The 23,345-nt window shown below is 71.3% G+C and carries 26 protein-coding genes, 1 tRNA gene and 1 pseudogene; 15 read left to right on the top strand and 13 right to left on the bottom strand.

Features of this window, described 5'->3' with window-relative positions; all coding sequences use genetic code 11:
• Both OG898_RS33875 and OG898_RS33870 read left to right on the top strand, forming a co-directional pair.
• Complete coding sequence (locus OG898_RS33875; protein ID WP_266962260.1) at window positions 1-984, top strand: LysM peptidoglycan-binding domain-containing M23 family metallopeptidase; 984 nt, start codon at window positions 1-3, stop codon at window positions 982-984.
• Between the two features lie 66 nt (window positions 985-1,050).
• Window positions 1,051-2,199 (top strand): winged helix DNA-binding domain-containing protein, encoded by a 1,149-nt coding sequence (locus OG898_RS33870; protein ID WP_266962253.1) that lies wholly within the window; start codon window positions 1,051-1,053, stop codon window positions 2,197-2,199.
• A gap of 278 nt (window positions 2,200-2,477) precedes the next feature.
• Here OG898_RS33870 and OG898_RS33865 read toward each other — a convergent pair whose 3' ends face one another.
• From OG898_RS33865 to OG898_RS33835, 7 genes and pseudogenes are all read right to left on the bottom strand, one after another.
• A complete protein-coding gene (locus tag OG898_RS33865; protein ID WP_266962748.1) occupies window positions 2,478-2,753 on the bottom strand; it encodes a hypothetical protein in 276 nt (91 codons plus the stop codon).
• A gap of 366 nt (window positions 2,754-3,119) precedes the next feature.
• Entirely contained in the window at window positions 3,120-3,458 is a 339-nt protein-coding gene (locus tag OG898_RS33860; protein WP_250740871.1) for a MerR family transcriptional regulator, read from the bottom strand.
• A gap of 829 nt (window positions 3,459-4,287) precedes the next feature.
• Window positions 4,288-4,362, bottom strand: a pseudogene (locus OG898_RS33855) (cold-shock protein); the annotation flags it as partial.
• Between the two features lie 1,012 nt (window positions 4,363-5,374).
• Complete coding sequence (locus OG898_RS33850) at window positions 5,375-5,689, bottom strand: SCO5918 family protein (protein ID WP_266962248.1); 315 nt, start codon at window positions 5,687-5,689, stop codon at window positions 5,375-5,377.
• A 49-nt stretch (window positions 5,690-5,738) separates the two neighbouring features.
• Window positions 5,739-6,143, bottom strand: a complete 405-nt coding sequence (locus OG898_RS33845; protein ID WP_266962245.1) for a CBS domain-containing protein — start codon at window positions 6,141-6,143, stop codon at window positions 5,739-5,741.
• Between the two features lie 46 nt (window positions 6,144-6,189).
• Entirely contained in the window at window positions 6,190-7,710 is a 1,521-nt protein-coding gene (locus tag OG898_RS33840) for a DEAD/DEAH box helicase (RefSeq protein ID WP_266962237.1), read from the bottom strand.
• Window positions 7,711-8,019: 309 nt separating this feature from the next.
• Entirely contained in the window at window positions 8,020-8,223 is a 204-nt protein-coding gene (locus OG898_RS33835) for a cold-shock protein (RefSeq protein WP_250742999.1), read from the bottom strand.
• 636 nt (window positions 8,224-8,859) lie between these two features.
• Here OG898_RS33835 and OG898_RS33830 point away from each other — a divergent pair.
• The 6 genes from OG898_RS33830 to OG898_RS33805 all read left to right on the top strand — a co-directional run bounded on the left by OG898_RS33830 (window position 8,860) and on the right by OG898_RS33805 (window position 13,971).
• On the top strand, window positions 8,860-9,219 hold the full coding sequence (locus OG898_RS33830; RefSeq protein ID WP_266962220.1) for a hypothetical protein: 360 nt from the start codon (window positions 8,860-8,862) through the stop codon (window positions 9,217-9,219).
• Window positions 9,183-9,410 carry a hypothetical protein gene (locus OG898_RS33825; RefSeq protein WP_266962713.1) on the top strand — a complete coding sequence of 76 codons (228 nt, stop codon included), beginning with the start codon at window positions 9,183-9,185 and terminating at the stop codon, window positions 9,408-9,410. The genes OG898_RS33830 and OG898_RS33825 overlap by 37 nt, the downstream gene beginning before the upstream one ends.
• Complete coding sequence (locus OG898_RS33820; protein ID WP_266962212.1) at window positions 9,410-10,477, top strand: 2Fe-2S iron-sulfur cluster binding domain-containing protein; 1,068 nt, start codon at window positions 9,410-9,412, stop codon at window positions 10,475-10,477. Before OG898_RS33825 ends, OG898_RS33820 begins: the two co-directional genes overlap by 1 nt.
• A gap of 119 nt (window positions 10,478-10,596) precedes the next feature.
• Window positions 10,597-11,445: an SGNH/GDSL hydrolase family protein gene (locus tag OG898_RS33815; protein WP_266962201.1), complete on the top strand. Its 849-nt coding sequence runs from the start codon at window positions 10,597-10,599 to the stop codon at window positions 11,443-11,445.
• Window positions 11,446-11,581: 136 nt separating this feature from the next.
• Window positions 11,582-12,784 (top strand): MBL fold metallo-hydrolase, encoded by a 1,203-nt coding sequence (locus OG898_RS33810; RefSeq protein ID WP_250743005.1) that lies wholly within the window; start codon window positions 11,582-11,584, stop codon window positions 12,782-12,784.
• 101 nt (window positions 12,785-12,885) lie between these two features.
• Window positions 12,886-13,971, top strand: a complete 1,086-nt coding sequence (locus tag OG898_RS33805) for an IS630 family transposase (protein ID WP_266962188.1) — start codon at window positions 12,886-12,888, stop codon at window positions 13,969-13,971.
• Window positions 13,972-14,089: 118 nt separating this feature from the next.
• On the opposite strand, the gene OG898_RS33800 is transcribed toward OG898_RS33805, so the two are convergent.
• The 3 genes from OG898_RS33800 to OG898_RS33790 are packed head-to-tail and all read right to left on the bottom strand — an operon-like array spanning window position 14,090 to window position 16,123.
• Complete coding sequence (locus tag OG898_RS33800) at window positions 14,090-14,302, bottom strand: hypothetical protein (RefSeq protein WP_266962179.1); 213 nt, start codon at window positions 14,300-14,302, stop codon at window positions 14,090-14,092.
• A gap of 32 nt (window positions 14,303-14,334) precedes the next feature.
• The gene (locus tag OG898_RS33795) at window positions 14,335-15,015 is read right to left on the bottom strand and encodes a hypothetical protein (protein ID WP_266962172.1); all 681 of its coding nucleotides are present in this window, start codon (window positions 15,013-15,015) and stop codon (window positions 14,335-14,337) included.
• Window positions 15,016-15,067: 52 nt separating this feature from the next.
• The gene (locus tag OG898_RS33790) at window positions 15,068-16,123 is read right to left on the bottom strand and encodes a hypothetical protein (protein WP_266962166.1); all 1,056 of its coding nucleotides are present in this window, start codon (window positions 16,121-16,123) and stop codon (window positions 15,068-15,070) included.
• A gap of 538 nt (window positions 16,124-16,661) precedes the next feature.
• On the opposite strand from OG898_RS33790, the gene OG898_RS33785 reads away from it, so the two are divergent.
• From OG898_RS33785 to OG898_RS33760, 6 genes are all read left to right on the top strand, one after another.
• Window positions 16,662-18,326, top strand: coding sequence for an ATP-binding protein (locus OG898_RS33785; RefSeq protein WP_266962163.1), 1,665 nt, complete (start codon window positions 16,662-16,664; stop codon window positions 18,324-18,326).
• Window positions 18,327-18,364: 38 nt separating this feature from the next.
• The gene (locus OG898_RS33780; protein WP_250743010.1) at window positions 18,365-18,796 is read left to right on the top strand and encodes a roadblock/LC7 domain-containing protein; all 432 of its coding nucleotides are present in this window, start codon (window positions 18,365-18,367) and stop codon (window positions 18,794-18,796) included.
• Window positions 18,793-19,212, top strand: coding sequence for a DUF742 domain-containing protein (locus tag OG898_RS33775; RefSeq protein WP_266962160.1), 420 nt, complete (start codon window positions 18,793-18,795; stop codon window positions 19,210-19,212). The genes OG898_RS33780 and OG898_RS33775 overlap by 4 nt, the downstream gene beginning before the upstream one ends.
• The gene (locus OG898_RS33770; protein ID WP_266962158.1) at window positions 19,190-19,804 is read left to right on the top strand and encodes an ATP/GTP-binding protein; all 615 of its coding nucleotides are present in this window, start codon (window positions 19,190-19,192) and stop codon (window positions 19,802-19,804) included. Before OG898_RS33775 ends, OG898_RS33770 begins: the two co-directional genes overlap by 23 nt.
• 20 nt (window positions 19,805-19,824) lie before the next feature.
• Window positions 19,825-20,376 carry a GAF domain-containing protein gene (locus tag OG898_RS33765; protein WP_266962156.1) on the top strand — a complete coding sequence of 184 codons (552 nt, stop codon included), beginning with the start codon at window positions 19,825-19,827 and terminating at the stop codon, window positions 20,374-20,376.
• Between the two features lie 74 nt (window positions 20,377-20,450).
• A complete protein-coding gene (locus OG898_RS33760) occupies window positions 20,451-20,852 on the top strand; it encodes an MmcQ/YjbR family DNA-binding protein (protein ID WP_266962154.1) in 402 nt (133 codons plus the stop codon).
• Here OG898_RS33760 and OG898_RS33755 read toward each other — a convergent pair.
• Both OG898_RS33755 and OG898_RS33750 read right to left on the bottom strand, forming a co-directional pair.
• Window positions 20,839-21,738: a transketolase family protein gene (locus OG898_RS33755; RefSeq protein ID WP_266962152.1), complete on the bottom strand. Its 900-nt coding sequence runs from the start codon at window positions 21,736-21,738 to the stop codon at window positions 20,839-20,841. The two genes, OG898_RS33760 and OG898_RS33755, sit on opposite strands and share 14 nt — an antisense overlap.
• 9 nt (window positions 21,739-21,747) lie before the next feature.
• On the bottom strand, window positions 21,748-22,452 hold the full coding sequence (locus OG898_RS33750) for a transketolase (RefSeq protein WP_266962150.1): 705 nt from the start codon (window positions 22,450-22,452) through the stop codon (window positions 21,748-21,750).
• Window positions 22,453-22,630: 178 nt separating this feature from the next.
• On the opposite strand from OG898_RS33750, the gene OG898_RS33745 reads away from it, so the two are divergent.
• Window positions 22,631-22,704, top strand: a tRNA-Pro gene (locus tag OG898_RS33745).
• Between the two features lie 79 nt (window positions 22,705-22,783).
• Here the strand turns inward: OG898_RS33745 and OG898_RS33740 are convergent.
• Window positions 22,784-23,293, bottom strand: a complete 510-nt coding sequence (locus OG898_RS33740) for a MarR family winged helix-turn-helix transcriptional regulator (RefSeq protein WP_250747947.1) — start codon at window positions 23,291-23,293, stop codon at window positions 22,784-22,786.
• Between the last annotated feature and the right edge of the window lie 52 nt (window positions 23,294-23,345).

The following is a 23,345-nucleotide window of genomic DNA, read 5'->3' as shown; positions in this document are numbered from 1 at the left end:
ATGTCCGGAACGGGTAAGCACCGCCGTCCCAAGTCCCGCTCGATATCCCGCGGGTTCGCCGCAGCGGGCACCGGTGGCGCGGCCCTCGCGCTTCCGCTGCTCGGCGCCACCGGCGCCCACGCCGCGGGTGCCCCGGCCGCGGCGCCCGCCGCCGCGCCGGTCCAGGCCCCGCAGGTGGTCGCCGCGCAGGTGCCGGCAGCGCTCCAGGCCGCGCCGGCCGCCGCGCAGGCCGCCCCCACCGTCTACACCGTGGTGCCGGGCGACTACCTCTCCAAGATCGCCGAGCGTCAGCACCTCACCGGTGGCTGGGAGCAGCTCTACGCGGACAACCGCGAGGCCGTCGGCACCGACCCCTCGCTGATCCACCCGGGCCTCAAGCTCACGCTCGGCGCGAAGAGCGCGGCTCCGGCCGCGCCGGCCGAAACGCCGAAGCAGGCCAAGAAGTCCACTTCCACCGATTCCTCCCCTTCCTCGGCTTCCTCCGGTTCTTCCACTTCTGGCGATTCGTCGGATTCCTCCGACGAGGCCGCCGCGCCCGCCCCCAAGGCGCCCGCCAAGCGGCAGGCCGGTTCCACCTCGACCGGCTTCGTCGCCCCGGTCGGCGGCGGCATGTCCACCGCGTACAAGACCGCCGGCTCCATGTGGTCCAGCGGCTACCACACTGGGGTCGACTTCGCCGCGAGCAGTGGCACCACCGTCAAGGCGGTCGGCGCCGGCACCGTGGTCTCCGCCGGGTGGAGCGGTTCGTACGGCAACGAGGTCGTCATCCGGCACGCCGACGGCAAGTACAGCCAGTACGCGCACCTCTCCCAGCTGTCCGTCTCGTCCGGCCAGAGCGTCACCGGCGGCCAGACCATCGGACTCTCCGGTTCCACGGGCAACTCGACCGGCCCGCACCTGCACTTCGAGATCCGGACCGGGCCCTCGTACGGCTCGGACATCGACCCGCTGGCCTACCTCCGGTCGAAGGGCGTCAGCATCTGAATCCGAGGCGCTGTCGGAGGTGCCGGTTAGGCTGCACGTTCCGACAGGGGACGGGACGGTCGTGGCATGAAGGTCAGCGCAAGGGAGCTCAACCGCTCCACCCTCGCACGGCAGTTGCTGCTGCGGCGCGAGGCGATGGGCGTCGGTGACGCGGTCCGCCGGGTGGTCGCCCTGCAGGCGCAGCACGCCGCCTCGCCCTACCTCGCGCTGTGGAACCGGCTCGCCGGTTTCGACCCGGCCGACCTCGACGCCGCCTTCACGGGGCGCGAGGTCGTCAAGTCGACGCTGATGCGGCTGACCCTGCACGCCGTGCACGCGCAGGACTACCCGCCCTTCCGGGAGGCCGTGCAGCCGTCCGTACGGGCCGCCCGGCTCGGGACCCGCTTCACGGACTCGGGGCTGACGGCCGAGGACGCCGACGTCCTCGTGCCGGAGCTGCTGGACTTCGCCGACCGGCCCCGTACGACGGCCGAGTGCGAGGCCTGGCTCGGACGGCGGCTGGGGGCGGCGCCGCAGCCCGGAGCGTGGTGGGGGCTGCGGCAGTACGCGCCGCTGCTGCACGCGCCCACCGCCGCGCCGTGGTCGTTCGGGGAGCGTCCGTCGTACGTCGCGCCCCCGCGTCGGCCGCGCACGGTACCGGCGGACCCGGAGGCCTCCGAGGAGTCCCTGCGGGCGCTGGTCCTGCGCTATCTGGAGGGGTTCGGGCCGGCGTCGGTGGCGGACGTGGCGCAGTTCTCCCTGGTCCAGCGGGCCAGGATCCGTCAGGCGCTGCGCGCTCTGGAGCTCTCCGGAGGGCTCGACCGGCTGACGGGTCCGGACGGCGAGGAACTGTTCGACGTCCCGGGCGCACCGCGCCCGGAGGAGGACACGCCCGCGCCGCCCCGGCTGATGGCCATGTGGGACAGCGTGCTGCTGGCCTACGCCGACCGGAGCCGCATCGTCCCGCCGGAGTACCGCAAGCTGGTCGCCCGGATGAACGGCGACACCCTGGCGACCCTGCTGGTCGACGGCCGCGTCGCCGGGGTGTGGCGCCCGGCCGGCGCCGGGATCGAGGCGACCGCCTTCCACCCCCTGCCGGAGGAGGTCTGGGAGGACCTCGCCGGCGAGGCCCGGGCGCTGACGGCCTTCCTGGCCGACCGCGAACCGGAGGTCTACCGGCGGTACGCCCACTGGTGGACCAAACTGCCGAGCGCCGAGACCCGGCTGCTCGTCTGATCCGTGGGGCCGGGACCGGAGGGGGGTCCCGGTCCCACCCCAGCGCAGGACCTACTTGAGGGCCGGCAGTTACGCCGACGCGGCCAGGCCGGCCCAGCACGGCTGGGGTCAGTTGGTGCAGCCGGTGACGAGGTGGGGCCCCCGCACTGGTCGTGGGATCGAATCCGTGCCGGGCGGTTCCGGACCGTGCCGCGTCCTCCGTATGACGGCTGGTGCCGCCCCGTCCGCTCACGCAGCGCGCACGCATTCGGCGGTGCACGCACGGGTGACGTTGCAGATCAGACGCTCGTCCATGCGTCGAAGAAGGCCTCCCGCCTGGACGGATCGGCTGATTTGTGGTCCGCGTGCAGGACGCGCCAGGCGGTGAGTTCGAGGTCGCGGAGCCACAGCTCGCCGATGACCTGCGTTTTGAGGTCGGGGAGGTGGTCGGACTCGGCGAGTGCCTGGCCGATGACCTCTCCGGCCGCGATGCGCTGGGGCGGGGTCATCTCGTCGAAGGCCGAGAGGATCTGGCCGGCCAAGCCGGTGCCCTCTCCAGCCAGCGAACTCAGCACGCACGTTTTGATGTTGGCGGGCAGCAGGTAGAGGGAGCCCGAGGACCTCCACAGTTCCGACCAGAAGTGCTCTCCGGACGCGGTGGGGGCGGGGAAGCGAGGCCAGCAGGCCGAGGAGGTGTGCGGTGGCCACGTATCCGTCGGAGTGGGCCGAGTAGTCGCCGACCGCGGACAGGTAGTCGTGCGCGGCTGTTTCGCTGTCGGTGGTGAACCGGGCGCGGCCCACGTGCCCGATGGCACCCTCAGCGGCTTCCGCGGTGAATCCCACCAGTGACTGCCCGGACGTGTAACCGCTGTCCTGCGCGTACATCCACATTCCGCGGGCCGAGATGATCGTGCCCGCCGATGCCGACGGGCACGATCACCTCAGGCCGAGGCCGGTGGAGTGGGGGACTCGCTGGCGCGGCGGTATTCGGCGTTGATGCGTTGGGCTTCCTCGAGTTGGTCTTCGAGGATGATGATGCGGCAGGCGGCGTCGATCGGGGTGCCTTGGTCGACGAGCTCGCGGGCGCGGGCGGCGATGCGCAGCTGGTAGCGGGAGTAGCGCCGGTGACCGCCGTCCGAGCGGAGCGGGGTGATGAGGCGGGCCTCGCCCAGGGCGCGGAGGAAACCTTGGGTGGTGCCGACCATCGCTGCGGCCCGGCCCATGGTGTAGGCGGGGTAGTCGTCGTCGTCGAGACGGCCGAACGAGTCACCTGCTGTCATTGAACCTCTTTCTGGAACGCGTGGAGGGGCCCTGGCGCCTATGGCACCAGGGCCCCGAAGGAACTACTACACCATCTGCCGGCCCTCGTACTGCGCCGGCCCTCTGTGTCCGCAGACCCCAATCATGCGTGATCGGGGTGCGGGGATCGCGGTTGCTTGACCGGAGACCACCTCACTATCGATGTCCTGCGGTACCCGGGCTTCAACCTGCCGGCCCGGGCGATCCTGATGGCGCTAAGCTCCTCCGTTTCTTCCCTCAGTGATCAACTACTTGCCGAACGGTACTGCGTAATGCTGGTGATGCTCACTGCTGTACTGCCAACTGCTTGTACTGCTCGTGACCTGACCTGGCGCCACGTTTCGGCAGCCAGCCCCGTCGCCCGTCGTGCGTCTGCTCTGGCTTGGAACCCCACTGCCGAACTTCCCGGTGCGCGCGTCCGCAGTCGACGCCTTCACCGAGGTGCTGCTCACTGACTTCACTGCTGCTTACTGCTCGTGGTAGCCCCTGATCACTGCGGGTCACCCGGTCCGGTCGTCAGTCCCGTCGCCGTCCTGCACCAGCCCTGGCTTCGGAACTCCACCACCGCACCGTCCTGCGCACTGCACCTACGGGTACTGCCTGTACTGCTGCCCGGCAGTTCGTCTCTGCCCGGCCCTGCGGTCTCTCTGTGTTACGAGAGAAACCATAACCACGCCACCGCCCAATGTCTACTCCAGCCGGGATAGATTTGCTCTTGGCCGGTCAGGAGGTAATCGGGTTCGAGCACGGCCGCTCGATGAGGCTGCCGAGCCGATCGCGGTGGCCGCGCGGGCGGGGTGGGGAGGGTTGGGCCGGGTTGATGTTCTCGGCCTGGGGGCCCTTCTGGCCCTGGGTGATGTCGAACGTGACGACCTGGCCCTCCTGAGCTCGCGGAAGCCCGAGGAGTTGATCGCCGAGGAAGCGGGCGGAGCACAGGGAGGGGCCCTGGCGCGTACGACGCCAGGGCCCCGAAGGAACTGCTACACCATCTGCCGGCCCTGTTGCTGCGCCGGCCTTCTGTTTCCGCCGACCCGGCCGAGATGCTGCCGGGAGTACGGGGATCGCGGTTGCTTGACCGGAGACCACCTCGCTATCGATGTCCTGCGGTACCCGGACTCAGGCTTATGTCCGGGCGATCCTGATGGCGCTTCAACTCCTCCGTTCATCCCTCGGTGTCAACTGCTTGCAAAGCGGGGGACTGCGTACTGCTGGTGCTGCTCGTACAACTCGTGGCCTGGCCCAGCGCCACGTTTCGGCAGCCAGCCCCGTCGCCCGTCGTGCGTCTGCTCTGGCTTGGAACCCCACTGCCGAACTTCCCGGTGCGCGCGTCCGCAGTCGACGCCTTCACCGAGGTGCTGCTCACTGACTTCACTGCTGGGTACTGCACCTGCACGTACTGCTGCCCGGCAGTTCGTCTCTGCCAGGCCCTGCTGTCTCTCTGGGCTACGAGTGAAACCATAACCACGCGATCACCCAATGTCTACTTCAGCCGGGATAGATTTTTGAGTGCGTGTTGCTGAAGTAATCGGGTGCCGTCAGGTTGAACAGTCATGTGGAAGGGCACGACGACCGGGCAGGCAAGGCCGCCCACCGACAACTGACCCGGAGCGCGCGATGACCACGATGAGCGCCGAGTGCACAGCCCTTGCTTCCCAGTCCGCCGTCGCCTACACGCTCCGGCCGTGCACCCCGACATCATCGAGGTCGCCGTCGAGGACTCCAGCCCCCATACGCCGGACCTGCGGATAGGTGCGAGCCCGCGGGCGGGTAGCCGGTCCGGGGCTTCTCCGCACGGATTCCTGGCGGTCAGGACTCGGTACGTGAAGAGGGCCCGATCGGCGTGTGCCGGTCGGGCCCTCTTCGCTGTCCGGGTGGCGGCATGCGCCGGGCTCACCGGTCAGGCGGTCACGGGGGTGCCGAGCATCGAGGAGGCCCGCTGGAGCGGGCTGAGCACGCGCGCGGGCACGGCCGTCCGGGGGAGGCCGGCGCGGCAGGTGAAGCCGAGCTGGGTCATGGCCCGGAGGACCTCGCCGACGCTGAAGTCGCGGCGGTCCTGGCGGGTGATGACCTGGCCGACCTGCTTGACGGGGTAGGTACGACGGCCGATGATCACGGACTCGCCGGAGACCTCCTCGGGCTTGATGCCCTTCATCGACTCCAGGACACCGCTCTTGGTCAGGTCGAACGGGAAGCGGGCGATGACACAGCGCATGTTGCCTCACAGGGTGAAGAGGGGAACGGTCCGACCATGGTGAGCTGGTTCAGCGGGCGAGGGCGAGGATGCCCAGAGCGCTGCCTTGCTCGTCGACGACGGGCAGAGCGGTGAGCTTGCGGTAGTGCATTGCGTGCTCGGCCTCGGTGATCGTGGTCATGGGCGAGGTGAACGGCCCGCGGTCGCCGAGGACATCGCGCAGACGGAGCTGGTCGGTGTACGCGGCGCTGTCGCGGATGACGCCGAGCCGCTCCCGGGTGATCAGCCCGGTGCAGAGACCGTCCTCGTCGCAGACGAGCAGACGATCAGCGCGGGAACTCGCCGCGACGGCCAGGGCCACCTCGACGGTCATGTCGTCGCAGACCTGCGGACCGGCCGCTTCCATGGCGTCGTCCACCGTCCTGCGGGCGAGGTCGGCATGCGCCGGGCGGGGCTGCATCTGGACCAGGGTCAAAATCTGCCTCCTGCAGAGAGGGATCAGTTTCCGGATCACGTGGTTCTCAGGCCGCCGCATCAAAGGCGGACTGCCGCACGCTCGCGCGCCGGGCAGCCGAAGCAGGGCCGCGCCGGCCTCGGGATGCCGTGCTGCGCTTGGGCCGCTCGGAGACCGGGGCGGTGATGGTGACCGGGATGCCGGAGGGCACCTGGGCGCCGGTGATGCGGTTCAGGGCCTCGTCGCCCGAGTGGACCTGGGTGGTCTGCGGGGTGATGCCCGCGGCCTGCATGAGACGGACCATGTCGCGGCGCTGGTTGCGCAGGACCAGGGTGACGACGCTGCCGGACTCGCCGGCGCGGGCGGTACGGCCGCCGCGGTGCAGGTAGTCCTTGGGGTCGGTCGGCGGGTCGACGTTGACGACGAGGTCGAGGTTGTCGACGTGGATGCCGCGGGCCGCGACGTTCGTGGCGACCAGGACGCTGACGTGCCCCGTCTTGAACTGCGTGAGGGTCCGGGTGCGCTGGGGCTGCGACTTTCCGCCGTGCAGGGCCGCGGCGCGCACGCCGTTGCTCAGCAGGTGTTCGGTGAGCCTGTCCACGGCGTGCTTGGTGTCCAGGAACATGATCACGCGGCCCTCGCGGGCGGCGATCTCGGTCGTGGCGGCCTGCTTGTCGAAGTTCTGCACGTGCAGGACGTGGTGCTCCATCGTGGTGACCGCGCCCTGCGAGGGGTCGACGGAGTGCACGACGGGGTCGGTCAGGTAACGGCGGACCAGCAGGTCGACGTTGCGGTCCAGGGTCGCGGAGAACAGCATCCGCTGGCCCTCGGGGCGCACCTGGTCGAGCAGCGCGGTGACCTGGGGCATGAAGCCCATGTCGGCCATCTGGTCGGCCTCGTCCAGGACGGTGATGGCGACCTGGTTCAGCCGGCAGTCACCCCGGTCGATGAGGTCCTTCAGCCGGCCCGGGGTCGCGACGACCACTTCGGCCTCGGCGCGCAGCGCCTGTGCCTGCCGGTAGATCGGCATGCCGCCGACCACGGTGGCCAGGCGCAGCTTGACCGCCCGGGCGTAAGGGGTGAGCGCGGTCGTGACCTGCTGGGCGAGCTCACGCGTCGGTACGAGGACCAGCGCGAGCGGCTGCCCCGACTCGGCGCTCTGACCGGCCGTACGGGCCAGCAGTGCGAGGCCGAAGGCCAGGGTCTTGCCGGAGCCGGTGCGGCCGCGTCCCAGGACGTCACGGCCCGCGAGGGTGTTGGGCAGCGTGGCCGCCTGGATCGGGAACGGCGTGACCATGCCCTCACGGCCGAGCGTGGCGAGCAGCTGCGAGGGCATCGCCAGATCGGCGAAGGCCTCGACAGGGGGCAGTGCGGGGGTGATCGTCTTCGGCGGTGCGAACTCGCCCTGGATCGCGGCGGGTCGGCGGCCGTATCCGCCCGAGCGGCTCGGGGCTCCGGAGCGGCTCGGGCCTCCGGAGCGGCTCGGGGTCGACGAGCCGAAGCGGCTGCCCCGGCCCGAACCCGCGGCGAAAGCGGGGCCGCCGGTGCGGCTGCGGGGAGAGCGGTCGTTCGTACGTGTGGGGTTCATGCGGAACCTTCCTTGATACGGCACGTATCAAGGAATTCCCGCAGCGTAGGAGCGGCGCAGGGAATTGCGAGAACGGGCCGAATTGAATGCGAAAGCGGATCCGGTCCGCGAGAAAACATGTGCGGGTACGGGCGCTTGCCATGGGGGTGGCGTCATACGGACGCGAAAACCGGAGAAATGAGCTCGGGTGCGGCTCCGAGGGGGCGGTATCCCGTGCTTGGACCCACGGGTGGAAGCACCGCGGGAGATGTGTGCAGCTGGGGCCCGCACCCCGAGGGATGCGGGCCTCAGCTGCACAACGCGTCAGCGTCAGGCGGGAACGATGTTCTCCGCCGTCGGGCCCTTCTGGCCCGGCGCGATGTCGAAGGTGACCTTCTGGCCTTCCAGCAGCTCGCGGAAGCCCTGGGCGGCGATGTTCGAGAAGTGGGCGAACACGTCAGGGCCGCCACCGTCCTGCTCGATGAAGCCGAAACCCTTTGCCGCGTTGAACCACTTCACGGTGCCAGCAGCCATGTCATATCTCCTTGGGGGCAGTACACCGGAGTCCGCACTGTGCAGAGACCGTGTCGCCGCGATGATGCCCCGCCCGGAATTGACCGGAAATATGAAGCACCACCATGCGGCGCGAAGGCCGGCTGGAGATGCTCTAAGTTTTTGGGTACCAAAACTGCAACCGAGATGGACAGTAGCATGCCGCAGTGGATTGCAGGGGGTGAATATTTACACCCCCTGCACTGCAGCAAAAACTCTCCTCGCGTTGCCGGCTAAACCCTCTGTCCGCGGGGACAGGTATTGATTCACGCCCAGGGCAGTGTTTCGAAAGGTGGCGTATTCGCCAGCTACGGCGTAGGTGGCCCGTCGGAGTGTCCTGCTCCTCCCCGGGCGCAGTGGGCGGGCAGGATGGCACGGATGATGGTTGAGCTGAAGTTCGAGACCGTGGTGTGCCCGCACTGTGCTGCCGGGCCGGCTCCCAGGCAGGCCCGGACCGTCGCTGCAGACGGCCGGCGCCGGGTGACGGTGACGTGGCATGTTGCTTCCTGCCCGCACTACGTCGCCGATCGTCTGCTGGCAGGGCAGGACGACTGAGTGTTGCCGTCGCGGTCTCCGCCGCACCCCGGCGGCGTGCGGCGGCGAATATAATTGACTTCCATGTCGAAGCCTGACGAGTTGCTCGTGAACGTCGCCGCCCTGGTGGAGTCCGGGCAGAGCAATCAGATGTCCCTGACCGTGGTCACCGGCGGTGCCGTCATCACCGGCCGGCTCGCCCCGGAAGCCGTGTGGAGAGAACGGGTGTCGGAGGTGCTGACGGATTCCGCCCGCCTGGGCGAGTTCTCCGCCATCTTCACTGCCACGACACCCAAGGAGGGGCCACCCACGCATCTGCACTTCCATGTGGCGCGGATCCTGCAGGGGACCGTGGGTATCCCGGAGACGGGCGGGATGTACCGCATCTCGATCAAGGACGTCAGCGCCTGGACCGTGGGCGACTTCAGCTACTCCGACAGCTGACCCGCGACGAGCAGAAGGCCCTCGCCGTTCTCGCGAAGCTCCTCCACCTCGGACTGCGCAACGTGCGCACCGGGCCGACCGTCCCCGCGTTCGTCACCGAGCCGGTGTGGCAGCTGCTGTGCGAGCGGTTCGGCCTGCGCGCCGGCGAGACCGCCGAGAAGGACCTCGCCGACGCCCTCGGGGCGGCGTGATGACGGTCCCCGCCGCCGAGCCGGTCACCCTGCGCCTGGCCACCCTGGACGGACAGTGCATCGAGGCCCCCTGTGTACCGGGGCAGACCGTCCTGGACGCCGCGGCCGACGCCGGCCACCTGCTGCCCGCCCTGTGCCGCAAGGGCACCTGCGGGGCCTGCCAGGCCACCGTCACCGACGGCACCTACACCCTGGGCACCCACAGCCCGCAGGCACTGAGCCCCGAACGCGCCCGCGCCGCCGGCGCCCTGCTGTGCTGCACCTACCCCGAGGGCCCCCTCGCCATCAGCCTGCCGTACGAGCGCTCGCGGATCCTCACCGGCAGCATCGCCGAGCGCACCGCCACCATCACCGCCCTGGAGCGGGCGGGCGAGAACCTCGTGCGCCTGGTCCTCCTCCTCGACGAGGACGAACAGCTGGGCAGCGGGGCCGAGTTCGAGCCCGGCCAGTTCGCCCAGCTGGTCGTCCCCGGTACGGACGAGTCCCGCGCCCACTCCTATGCCAACGCCCCCAACTGGGACGGAGAGCTGGAGTTCTACATCCGCCTCCACCCGGGCGGACTCTTCTCCACCTACCTCGACACCCGGGCCGCCCCCGGTGACACCCTCGACGTGCTCGGACCCCAGGGCGCCTTCGGGCTCGTCGAGACCGGGCTGCGGCCGCGCTGGTTCGTCGCCGGCGGTACCGGCGTCGCCCCGCTGCTGTCCATGGCCCGCCGCATGGCCGAGTTCCAGGAACCCCACCCGCTGCGGTTCTACCTCGGCGCGGCCACCGAGGAGCAGCTGTGTGCCGCCGCCGCGGTGGAGGAGCTCCTCCCCGAACTCCCGGGGATGGAAACGGTCTTCTGCGTCAAGGAACCCGACCCGCGCCCCGGACGGTACCGCGGCCGGATGATCGAAGCCCTGGACCGCGACCCCGCGGCCCTGCGCGCGAGCGGCTCCCCCCGGCCCGACCTGTACATCTGCGGCTCTCCCGGGCTCATCGACGCCGTCGAACGGACCGCCGCCCGTCACGGCCTGCCGCCGGAGAGGGTCCTGAGCGAGAAGTTCTCTTCCTCCGCGACCTGAGCCGAGGGGCGAACCCGCAGTTCAGGTTATTCCCCGGCCGCGGGGTGGTGAAGATCACGGTCCGTAAGGCCCTGGCTACGGTCGCGTAGGTCATGATCCGCGGTGAAGTATGGGCTCCCGTGGCAGCGACGACGACATCCAAGACCAAGACCATTGGCTCGTACGCGGCGCTCGGGGACAGCTTCACCGAGGGCGTGGGGGACCCGGGACCGGGGGACACCTTCCTCGGCTGGGCGGACCGGCTGGCCGTCCTCCTGGCCGACCGGCGCGAGGAGCAGCACGAGCAGCACGAGCACACGGGTGACTCCGGCGGGTCCGCCGGTTCCGGGAGTTCCGGAGGGTTCCGCTACGCGAACCTGGCCGTACGGGGGCGGTTGCTCGACCAGATCGTGGCCGAGCAGGTCCCCCGGGCCAAGGAGCTCGCGCCGGACCTGGTGACCTTCTGCGCGGGCGGCAACGACATCATCCGGCCCGGCAGCGATCCGGACGACGTGGCCGCACGGTACGAGGCGGCCGTGCGCGACCTCACCGGATCCGTCGGCCTCGTCGTGATCACCACCGGCTTCGACACGCGCGACGTGCCCGTCCTCAAGCACATGCGGGGCAAGATCGCGACGTTCAGCGCGCACGTCCGGTCGATCGCCGACCGGTACGAGTGCCCCGTACTCGACCTCTGGTCGCTGAAATCCGTACAGGACCGGCGGGCCTGGGACGACGACCGGCTCCACCTCTCGCCCGAAGGGCACACCAGGGTCGCCCTGCGCGCCGCCCAGGTGCTCGGCCTCGACACGCCGGCCGATCCGGACCAGCCCTGGCCGCCGATGCGGCCGCGCGGGTCGGTGGACACCACCCGCGACAACATCCACTGGGCGCGCGAGCACCTCGTGCCGTGGATCGGCCGCAGGCTGCGCGGGGAGTCCTCCGGGGACCACGTGGAGGCGAAGCGGCCGGACCTGCTGCCGCTGTAGAGGTGGTGCGGGGGCGGGCGGGAGCGGGGTCGGGGCGCGTTCGCGGGCGCGTAGCGGAATCCTTGGGGGGTATCACGCGTTGGGATGGTGGTAACCATGAGAACGCCCTGCCCGCACCCCCCACACTGGAGGCGCCTTGACCGGCTCCCGACCCCTGCGTCCACGGCTGCGCGCGCTGCGGCCCGAAGCCTTCGGCGCGGACCCGTCCGGTGCCCGGCTGGAGCGGATCCGGCGTTCGCCGAACTTCGCCGACGGAGTGTTCCAGAACCCGGCCGGAACCCGCACCAGACCCTCCGGGTCCATGGCGGAGTTCGCCAAGATCTACTTCCACAAGGAGCAGCGGCTCCGGCGTAGCCCCGGCGCCCCCATCCCGGTCTACCCGACGACCCTCGCGGAGCTGTCGAAGCCCCCGGTCAGCGGCCTGCGGCTGACCTGGATGGGGCACTCCAGCGTGCTCGCCGAGATCGACGGGCGCCGGGTCCTCTTCGACCCGGTCTGGGGCGAGCGGTGCTCCCCCTTCCCCTTCGCCGGGCCCAAGCGCCTGCACCCGGTACCCGTACCGCTGGCCTCGCTGGGCGAGGTGGACGTGGTGGTGATCTCGCACGACCACTACGACCACCTCGACCTGCCGACGATCAAGGCCCTGGCCGGCACGGACACGGTCTTCGCCGTCCCGCTGGGCGTCGGCGCGCACCTGGAGCGCTGGGGAGTCCCGGCCGACCGGCTGCGCGAGCTCGACTGGAACGAGACCACCAAGGTCGCCGGACTCTCGCTCACCGCCACCCCGGCCCAGCACTTCTGCGGCCGCGGCCTGCGCAACCAGCAGTTCACCCTGTGGGCCTCCTGGGTCGTCACGGGCGACGAGCACCGGATCTACCACAGCGGTGACACCGGCTACTTCCCCGGTTTCAAGGAGATCGGCGCAGCGCACGGGCCCTTCGACGCGACGATGATCCAGATCGGTGCGTACTCGGAGTTCTGGACCGACATCCACATGACGCCCGAGGAGGGCATCCGCGCCCACCTCGACCTCCAGGGCGGCGTCGCGCGCGGCACGATGCTGCCGATCCACTGGGGCACCTTCAACCTGGCCCCGCACCCGTGGGACGAGCCGGGCGAGGGCACGGTGACCGCCGCCGAGAGGGCCGGCGCGGCGATCGCCCTGCCGGTGCCGGGGCAGCCGTTCGAACCGGGTGCGGCCGATGCGCCGAGCGCGCCGTGGTGGCGGCCCTTCGTGGCCGCGGGCTCGCCGCCCCCGCCGGTCACCGCAGCCCGGCCCGCCGTGGCCGGTAGGCCGGCAGCCGTGACGCACGAGGAGCCGGAGGCGGTGGGGTCCTAGTGATCTGGTTTTGAGTTGTGGGCTCGCCCCATGAGTCGTGTTCTGTTTCAGATCCTGGGTTTTGCCTGACAGGGCCGGTTTTGGTCCGGTGTCCTGACGGCATGGGCGATACCAGGCTGCCACCCGTGGTGCTGTCGGAGGACGAGCGGCTGACGTTGGAGAGCTGGGCCAGGCGGCGTTCGACGGCGCAGGGCCTGGCCCAGCGCGCGCAGATCGTGCTGGCGTGCGCGCGAGGGTGGAACAACACCGTGGTGGCCGCACGGCTGAACACAGAGCGCAAAACGGTGGCCAGATGGCGGACGCGGTTCCTGCGGGACCGACTGGACGGCCTGTCCGACGAGCCGCGGCCCGGGGTGCCGCGGACCATCACCGACGCCCAGGTGGAAGAGGTGGTGGTCCGCACCCTCGAGCAGACACCCGCGGGCGGGACGCACTGGTCGAAGCGGGAGCTCGCCAAGGTCGTGGGGATCTCGCCCGCGAGTGTGCTGCGGATCTGGCACGCCTTCGGCTTGCAGCCGTGGCGGACCGAGACCTTCAAGATCTCCCCGGACCCTCTGCTGATCGACAAGATCCGTGATGTCGTCGGCTTCTACCTCGCCCCGCCGGCCAACGCGGCGGTGTTCGCGGTGGACGAGAAACCCCAGATCCAGGCCCTGGAGCGGACCGCGCCGGTGCTGCCGATGCTACCCGGAGTCCCCGAACGGCGGACCTTCGACTACGTCCGCCACGGCACCGTCGACCTGTTCGCCGCCCTGAACACCGCCACCGGCAAGGTGATCACGAAACTGTCCGCGCGGCACCGGGCCGTGGACTTCCGTGATTTCCTCGACGAGATCGACCGCCAGACCGATCCGTGCCTGGCGGTCCACGTCATCTGCGACAACCTTTCCGCCCACAAGGCACCGGTGGTGCACCAGTGGCTGCTGGCGCATCCCCGGTTCCAGCTGCACTTCACGCCGACGTATTCGTCGTGGATCAACCAGGTCGAGCGGTGGTTCGCCGAACTGGAACGACGCTGCCTCGAACGCGGCGTGTTCTGCTCACTCGACGACCTCAAGACCGCACTCGAGGGCTGGATCGAGGTCTGGAACGACGAGGCCAGGCCCTTCAAGTGGACCAAGACCGCCGACCAGATCCTCGACCGAATCTGCCGCTACTGCGACAGGATCTCCAAACCAGATCACTAGGCCTACGGGCCCGCAGGCCCGTAGCCTCGTAGGCCTGGAACGTGAGCGGAGCGGGACCTCCCAGGTCGGGAGGTCCCGCTCCGCCGTGTCGTCAGGGGCGCCGCCGGGGGCCGGGGAGCTACTGCCGGTGGCCGCGGTTCATGGTCAGGCAGAGCGCCCAGACGTCGGTGTAGGTGTCCGGCGAGGGCGAACCCCCGGCGTGGACGTTGGCCGTCCAGGACGCGGCCGCGGTGGATCCGTCGCCGACCGGGTTGCCGGCGGAGTCGCCGGGGAAGCTTCCGTTGAAGTGGGTGCCGCCCGAGCCGGCCTTGGTGAAGCCCTTCGTCGTCACGTCGCCTCCGCTGGCGGCGGCGCCGCCGCTGATCAGGAGGCTCTTGTCGCCCTGTTCTCCGTGACGTCGGGGTTGACCTCGCCTTCGGCGGCGGGCTTGCGGCCGAAGGCGTGGGCGGCGTCGTTGAAGGTGGGGAAGCTGCCGATCGGCTTGAGGCTGCCGACGCCGACGGGAGTGTTGCGCACGCCGCCGCCGAGCAGCATCGTGCCGGCGGGACAGGTCGCCACGACCACCTCGGACGATTGCGGGGCGGTGGGCCCGACCTTCCGGTTCATGACGACCTGGGTGTGCCTGATCCGCGGCGTGGCGAGGCAGAGCGCGTACGCCGTGGTGGAGAAGGCGGGGCTCGCGTTGCCCCCGCTGCCGCCGAACGCGAGCCAGTGCCTGACGTCGGTGCCGACCACCCCGGGCGACTCGGTGTACTCGGTGAGGCCGTCGGGGCTGGGAGCCATGCCCAGCACGTGGTTGCCGTTGCGCGTGCTCTCGGTGCCGATCGTCTGGTTGACCCCGCCGCCGGAGACGAGTCCGTCGGCGCAGTCGGCGCGGGACGAGACACCGGTGAAGGTGGTCGCGGGGCCCATGGTGGCTTCGGGGACCGTCACGGTGACGCCCGCGACGTCGGCGTAGGCGATCTCCGGGACCGCCAGGGCGATCAGGGCGCCGGGGACCAGCGCCCTCGCCAGGAGGGAACGGCGCAGGGACTTCTTGTTCATCGGTGGTCCGTCTTTCTGGTGTCAACGCGCGGTAGAAGTGGCAGGAGAGGGGTCAGACGCCGTCGTCGGCACAGAGCGCCCAGACGTCGGTCTCGCTGTTCGGTGAGGACGCGCCGCCGGTGTGGGTGAAGGCCGTCCAGGACGCGGCCGCGGTGGATCCGTCGCTCACGGGATTGGCGCTCGAGTCGCTGGGGTAGCTGCCGTTGAGGTGGTCGCCGCCCGAGGCCGGCCCGGTGAAGCTGGTGGTGGTGACGCTGCCCCCGCTGACCAGCTTCCCGTCCCCGCCACCGCAGGTGACCGTGGCCTTCAGGCCCGTGCTGCCGGCGGTCGGGCCGCTCACCTCGCTGAAGCGGACCTTCACGTTGACACCGCTGACGTTGATGCCGTTCCCGCTGCAGATCGCGTAGGCGAAGGTCTGGTTGGCGGCGTTGCTGTTGTTGTCCCACCCGACGGCGGACCAGGAGTCGGGGTTGGTCTCCCCGTCGGCCGCGGCCTTCGCGCCGTAGCTGTGCGCGGAGTTGTCGAAGGTGGGGAAGCTCGCGATCGGCTTGAAGGAGCCGGTGTTGCCGGGGGTCGTGCGGGCCCCGCCGCCGAGCAGGCGGGTGCTGGCCGGGCAGGTCGCCGTGACGAGGCCCACCGTCGAGCCGGTGGTGGGCGCGCTCACCTTGTTCATGACGACCTGGGTGTGATTGATCAGGTTGCTGGTGAAGCACATCGCGTAAGGGGTGCTGGAGAAGCCGGAGTTCACCTGGCCCCCGCTTCCGCCGATGCCGAGCCAGTGCGTCACGTCGGTGCCGACGACCCCGGTGGAGCCGAGGTATTCGGTGCTGCCGTCGGAGCTGGGCGAGGTGCCGTTGACGTGGTTGCCGTTCACCGCCCCGGTGCCGAGGGCCTGGTTGATCCCGCCGCCGGAGAGCAGGCCGCTCGAACAGTCGGCGTGGGTGGATATCTCGGAGCTGGAGGCGGAGGGGCCGCTGGTGGCCCCGGGGGTCTTCACGGTCACGGCCACGGTGTTGGCGTAGGCGGATCCCGGTACGGCCAGGGCCAGTACGGCGCCCAGGAGCAGCGCCCTGCCCGCGGTGAAGCGGCGCGGAAGTCCTGCGGTCATGTGGATCTCCCCAAGGGATAGGCGATGGGCGGGGCCGGTGCGCACGGGCGTCGTCGGTGCGGAGCTGTCACGGCATCACCACGGTTGTCTGCCTCGCGGATGTACGCCGCTCAGGGGCAGACCAGGGTACGGACCGGCCATTTCGCCGCTCTGGCGTGAGCGGCGCATGCGGACTCTAGTAGTACTTTAGGGCTGCATCTACATAGGGGAATTGTTGATTAGGGGTGCAGATGCCGAAGTTGAGTAAGTGACCGCCGGGTAATTCGGGTGCCCGGGTCGCCGTCGGTGGGGCGGAAGAGGGGCGAGGTGCGGGCGGGGGCTCCGGGGGGACGGCGCGTGCCCGTCGGGAGCTGGGGAGTGCGCGCTCCCGGCGCATTCGGGCTGTCGTGCGAGCGCTCCACCGGGAGCGGGAAGCACCCGGGCGAAGTTCCCCAACTGCCCGTCCCGGGGCCGAGCGTGCGGTCTAGCGTGGGTATCCGGTGATCAACACCGGCCCCCGGGAAGCCCGGGGGCCGGGCCCCACCTACCGAGGACGCCGATGTCCGGACTCCGCGCCGCCCGCCACTCCCCGTCGAGACATGCCGTCACCGGTCCCGCTCGGCAGATACGGCCCCAGTTGATCCGCGCCGCCCTGCTGCCCACGCTCGCCGCCGGGCTCAGCGGCGCCGCCGCGGTGATCTTCGCACTCCAGCTCGGAGGCGGTGCGGGCGCCCGCGACCCCCGGCTGTGGCCGGTGCTCAGCGGCTGCGCCCTGCTCTTCGCGGGCGCGCTAGCGGCCGCCCTGCTCGGGGCCCAGCGCGCGGCCAAGACCGTGCGCGACCGCTGCGAGGCGCTGCGCCGCTCCAGCGTCCGCGGCCGCCAGGAGCTGCACACCGCCGCCGACCGGCTGGAGCGCGGGGAGCTGCCCGCACGCCCGGTGCGCTCCGGGCCGGCCGCCCCGTCCTTCGGCCCCGAGACGGCGGGAGTCGACGAGTTCTGGCTGCTCGCCCAGGAACTGCGCGGCGCCCGCGAACAGGCCCACGCGACCCTGGTCCGGCTCGGCGGCCCCGTCACGCCCTCCGACAGCGACCGCAAGGTCGAGGTCTTCGTCAACCTCGCGCGCCGCCTCCAGTCCCTCGTGCACCGCGAGATCTCGCTGCTGGACGACCTGGAGGACACGGTCGAGGACCCGGACCTGCTCAAGGAGCTCTTCCACGTCGACCACCTCGCCACCCGGATCCGGCGCCACGCGGAGAACCTCGCGGTGCTCGGCGGAGCGGCCTCGCGCCGCCAGTGGACCCGGCCCGTGGACCTGAGCGAGGTGCTGCGGTCCTCGGTCGCGGAGGTCGAGCAGTACACCCGGGTCAAGGTGGTGCCCCCCGCGGGTGGTTCCGTACGCGGCCACGCGGCCGCCGACGTCGTGCACCTGCTGGCCGAACTCGTCGAGAACGCCACCGTGTTCTCGGCTCCCGACACCGATGTCGTGGTGCGCGCGGAGCGGGTCACGGCCGGGATCGCGGTCGAGGTGGAGGACCGGGGCCTCGGCATGCCGCCCGAGGAGGCGCACCGGATGAACGCCCTGCTCGGCGACCCCGACCAGATCAGCGTCCGGAACCTGCTGGCCGACGGGCGGATCGGCCTGTTCGTCGTCTCGGCGCTGGCCCGCAGGCACGGGATCGCCGTCGAGCTCAAGTCGAACATCTACGGCGGCGTGCTCGCCGTACTGGTCCTGCCCCAGGAGCTGTTGGGGGCCGAGGCGCCCAGTGCGGCCGACGCCCTGGGCGGCTCCCGGGCCACCTCCTGGGGGACCGGCGAGGGCGCGGGTGCGGGGGCGGGCTCGGGCGTGCCACGGCTGGAACCGGTACGGGTGCCCCTGCCCGGGCCGGAGCCCTCCGGAGCCCCGCCGATGACGGCGTCCGAGGTCACGGTCGCGGCACCTGCGGTCCCGGCACCTGCGGTCGCGCCGGTCGCCGCGGCGCCGGTGAGGACCGTCGCGGCCCCGGTCGCGCCGCCGCTGTCCGCCGTACCGGCCGCCCGGGACGGCGGAGAGCGGCCGCCGCTGCCCCGCCGGCGGGCCCAGGAGCACCTCGCGCCCCAGCTGCGCGAGACCCCCGTGCCCGGCCCGGGCGGCGCCGCGGGCGCGGAGCGGCCCGTGCACGACCCCGGCCTGATGGCCGCCTTCCAACGGGGCTTCGGCCTCGCCCAGTCGGAGCACCAGACGTGACCCCGGCCTCTCACCCGACAGCTAAGGAGCGCACCCCCATGGGCGGCGAAGTGGTGACCACGACCAGTCGGCTCTCGGACCTCGACTGGCTGCTCAGCGGCCTGGTCCAGCGCGTGCCGTACACGCGCAGCGCCGTCCTGTTGACCGCCGACGGGCTCGTCACCTGCGTGCACGGGCTCGACGCCGACAGCGCCGACCACCTGGCGGCCCTCGCCTCCGGGCTGTACGCGCTGGGCCGCAGCGCCGGGTCCCGGTTCGCGGAGGGCGCCGAGGTCCGGCAGGTGGTGGTCGAGCTCGACAGCGCCCTGGTCTTCGTCTCGGCGGCCGGCTCCGGCACCTGCCTGGCCGTACTGGCCGACCGGGAGGCCGACGCGGGCGTACTGGGCTACGAGATGGCCATGCTGGTCAAGAGCGTCCGCCCGTACCTGGCGGCCCCGCCGCGGCGGCCCGCCGCCGACGTGGAGCGATGAGGGCCCGTGCCAGGGGGGCAACGGCACCGGGGGGACCGCGCGATGCGCCGTGGCTGGACGATTCGGCGGGCCGGGTCATCCGCCCGTACACCGCGAGCGGCGGGCGGACCCGGCCGTCCGTCGCCCTCGACCTGCTGTCGCTGGTGACGGCCACCGGAGTGCGCCCGCGCGCGCCGCTCGGAGCCGAGCACGCCCTCGCGCTCCGGCTGTGCGCGGGCTCGGCCGGGGTCACCGTCGCCGAGGTGGCGGGACACCTGAGGCTGCCGGCGGTGGTGGTCAAGGTGGTCCTCGGCGACCTGATGGAACACGGGGCCGTGACGGTGCGGGCGCCGTGCTTCCCCACCGGCGGCTCCTTCGCCGACGACGACCAGTCCCTGCTCCGGGCGGTGCTCGATGGCCTGCGCAAACGGCTCTGAGCCGGCCGTCCGCGGATCCTCCGCGACCTTGAAGGTCCTGGTCGCGGGCGGGTTCGGGGCGGGCAAGACCACCTTCGTGGGCGCGGTGAGCGAGATCGAGCCGCTGAGCACTGAGGAGCTGCTGAGCGGGCTGAGCGAGGCCGCCGACCCGCTCGACGGGGTAGAGGCGAAGACGACCACGACCGTGGCGCTGGACTTCGGCCGGATCACCCTGGACGAGCGGCACGTGCTCTACCTCTTCGGCACCCCCGGCCAGCAGCGCTTCTGGTTCCTCTGGGAGGAGCTGTGCGCGGGCGCGCTGGGGGCGGTGGTGCTCGCCGACACGCGCCGCCTCGCCGACTGCTTCCCCGCCGTGGACTTCTTCGAGCGGCGGGGGATCGGCTTCGTCGTCGCCGTCAACGAGTTCGCCGGCGGGCACCGCTACGCCCCCGACGAGGTCCGGGACGCCATGGGGCTCGGCCCGGAGGTGCCCGTCGTGCGCTGCGACGCACGCCTGCCGAGTTCCGGAACGGGGGTGCTGGCATCCCTGGTCCAGCACTTGATCCATCCGAAGTCGATGCCGTCCATGAGGTCCGCGCGGCGCGCGGAGTGACGTGATGTGGGGGAGACACCATGACGTACTACGAATCGACCGGACACCTGCTGCTCACACCGGTGGACCGGGAGGCGCCCGCACGTGTGCTGAGGCTGCGTGAACTGGGCCTGGGGGAGCGGGTGGACGGGGAGCTGGACGCGTTCGCGCGGCGGGTCTCGGACGAGCTCGGGGCGCCGTACGCCGGCATCAATTTCATCAGCGAGGAACGGCAGTTCTTCGCCGGCCTGCACCATGCGCCCGACGCACCGGCGAGCGGCTATCCGGCGCGGACGCTTCCCCGGGACCACGGCTACTGCCCCCACGTGGTGGTCCGGCGGCGCGCGCTGGTGCTGGAGGACGTACGGGACTTCGCGCGCTTCGCGGGCAACGCCGTCGTGGACGAGAGCGGGGTGCGGTCCTACGCGGGCGCGCCGCTGACCGACCGGCGCGGGATCGTGCTGGGGACGGTGTGCGCGGTGGACGTGGTGCCGAGGCGGTGGGGACTGGCGGGGCTCGCTGCGGTGAAGGCGCTGGCGGCGGAGCTGGTGGAGCTGGTGCACGACCGGGAGGACCTCGCGGCCCGGGGGTGAATGTCAGTGCCCGGGTCTACGGTCGGAGACGCAGGACTGCACCGGAACGGAACGGACCGGAGAGGAGTCGGGGGATGGCCATGACGGCGGAGGACGTCCGGAAGATCGCGCTGTCGCTCCCGGGCAGCAGCGAGAAGCTCGCCTGGGGCATGCCCACCTTCAGGGTGGGCGGAGCCGACGGCAAGGGCGGGAAGATCTTCGCCGCACTTGCCGACGACGACACCTCGATCGGGGTGAAGTGCCCCCGGGAGGACCGCGAGGAGCTGATCGCGGCGGAGCCGGAGAAGTTCTTCATACGGCCCGGCCACGACGACAACTACGCGTGGCTCCGGGTCCGGCTGGCAGCGGTGGAGGACGCGGCGGAGCTGCGCTCGATCCTGACCGACTCCTGGCGCCAGGCCGCCCCCAAGCGCCTGGCGGCGGCCCATCCGGAACTGGACCGCCCCGGGCCGAAGGGGCCCGTCACCGCCGGGTGAAGGCATCGATCCGCGCGCGCAGCGCGGCGGGGTCGAGGCCGTGGGCCGCCGTGTGCTCGTCGATCGTGCCGTAGCGGCGCAGCTCGGCCCGGCCGACCCCGAGGCCGAGCACCCGGTGGGGGACCGCTTCGAGCGCCTGGGTCGCGGCAGCCGTGGAGGTCCCGGCGAGATAGGGCTCGACCAGCACCACGTCGGCCGGGCCGTGCCCGACGGCGGCACGCAGCGCCGCGTCGTCGAAGGGCCGTACGGTCGGCGCGTACAGCACGCTCAGGTCCGTGCCCTCGGTCGCGGCGAGGACGTTGTCGAGCAGGGGCCCGACGGCGACGACGACGCCTGCACGGCCCTCCCGTACGGTCTGGAAGCCCAGGCCCGCCACGGGGCGGGCCGCCGTGTTCGACTGCGCGGAGAGCCGGACGTAGACCTTGTCCTCCCCGGCGGCGTAGGCGTGGCGCAGCAGCGCCTCGGCCTCGTCCGGGTGGCCCGGGACGTGCACGGTCCAGCCGTCCAGGGTGTCCAGCAGGGCCACGTCGCCCGGCGCCATGTGGGTGAACCCGCCGGCCGGCCAGTCGTAGCTCGCGCTCGCGCTGACGAGCACCCCGCCCGTGCCCTGGTGCCCGAAGTCGAGCTTGACCTGCTCGAAGGGCCGCTCCACGAGGAAGCTGGCGAAGGTGTGCACCACGGGACGCAGCCCCGTGAGGGCCAGGCCGCCGCCCACGCCGACCAGCAGCTGCTCGCGGATGCCCACGTTGATCACCCGGTCGGGATGGCGGTCCTGGGCGGGCCGGAAGCCGTCCATGGTGATCTCGGCCAGCACGACGGCCAGCCGGGGATCCTCGTCGAGCGCACGCGATGTGACCGAGATGAACCGTTCGCGCATGGTGTCCATGTCTCCCCCTCAGTGCTTCTTCTCGACCCGGGCGACCACGGCGTGCGGTCGGCCCGGATGAGGTGCGGTGTACGCCCTGTGCAGCGCCGCGTGGTCCCGGCCGTCCACGGTGACCGCCGACCACCCGGCGGCCTCGAAACGGGAGGCGATGCCGCCCCGCCAGCCGTGGGTCGCGGAGTCGTTGTCGATCACGATCGTGTGCAGCCGCTCCAGACCGGCCGAGCCGGCGTACGCGATCGCCTCGTGGTTGCTCCCCTCGTCCAGCTCGGCGTCCCCGATCAGCACCCACACGGCCGGGTCGGTGAGCCCCTGGGCCCGCAGCCCGAGGGCGCTCCCGACGGCGAGCGGCAGCCCGTGCCCGAGCGAACCGCTGCCGATCTCCACTCCGGGGATCAAGGTCCGGTCCGGGTGGTGCCCGAGGGGCGAGTCGTACGCGCCGAACCCGCTGAGCCAGCCGACCGGGAAGAACCCCTTGGCGGCGAGGACGGCGTAGTACGCCATTGGCCCGTGCCCCTTCGACAGCAGGAACCGGTCCCGTCCCGGGTCCCCGGCACTGGCGGGCCCGACCCGCAGGACCCGGTCGTAGAGCACCCACAGCGCGTCGAGCGTGGAGGTGGCGGCGGGGCCGTGCTTCTCGGCCCCGGTCATGAGGGCCATGAGCCCGCCCAGGTCTTCGTGGCGGAACCTGGCATCCGCGGCTGCTGTCCGTGTCATGCACCGATCGTGCAACCTCAAGCCCACTTGAGGTCAACCACCACCGGCCCGTCCTCCGCCACCCCCTCGCACCGGCCTCGCTCCGCCACGGAGAAGAAAGGTGCGCGCGAGCACCGCCGGAAGTGCGGTATCGTTCTCCTGCGCGTTCAACCAGGGGAAACCCCAGGTCAACGAGCATCGGGACGTGGCGCAGCTTGGTAGCGCACTTGACTGGGGGTCAAGGGGTCGCAGGTTCAAATCCTGTCGTCCCGACTTTGCTTCATGCAGGTCGGAGGTCGTCTTCTCAGAAATGAGAAGGCGACCTTTCGTGCGTCCGGGGCCGTGGGTGTTCTTACGGTGCGGGAGTCGGCGGGTGGGGGGTGCCGGGTTCCTCCGTGCGCGGCCAGTGTCGTCCTTCCAGGGCCTCGGCGCTGCGGTTGAGGCGGACCAGGGCGTCCTCGAGCTGCTGGACTTGCTCGGGGGACCAGTCGGCGACCACCCGGGCCAGGCAGGATTGGTTGACCCCGCGGTCCTCGGCGAGCCGGCGTCCGCCTTCCTCCGTGATGCGCAGCTTGCGGGCCATGCCGCCGTCCGGGTCCGCGACGCGCTCGGCCAGTCCGCAGCGCAGCAGTGCGGCGGTCTGGCGGTTCACGGTCGAGGTGTCGAGTCCGAACGCCTCCGACAACTGCCCGATGGACATGGGGCCTTGCGTGTCGATCCGGCTGAGCAGTACGTACGCCGACCGCTCCAGGCGCTCGGGGTCGCGCTCGCGCCGGGCCAGCACCTGGTGTCGCGAGAGGAGCATCAGCTCCCGCTCCAGTTTTTCCAGCACTGCGCCTCCCCGCTCCTTCGGACGTCCCATTGTCGCGGACCGGTGAACCGGGGGACCGGCGGCCCCGCAACGTGCCGTGCAA

This window comes from Streptomyces sp. NBC_00193 (genome assembly GCF_026342735.1).
Lineage (GTDB): Bacteria > Actinomycetota > Actinomycetes > Streptomycetales > Streptomycetaceae > Streptomyces > Streptomyces stoeckheimensis.
The sequence above is the reverse complement of the archived record's forward strand: the minus strand, read 5'-3'. Positions and strand labels throughout refer to the sequence as shown.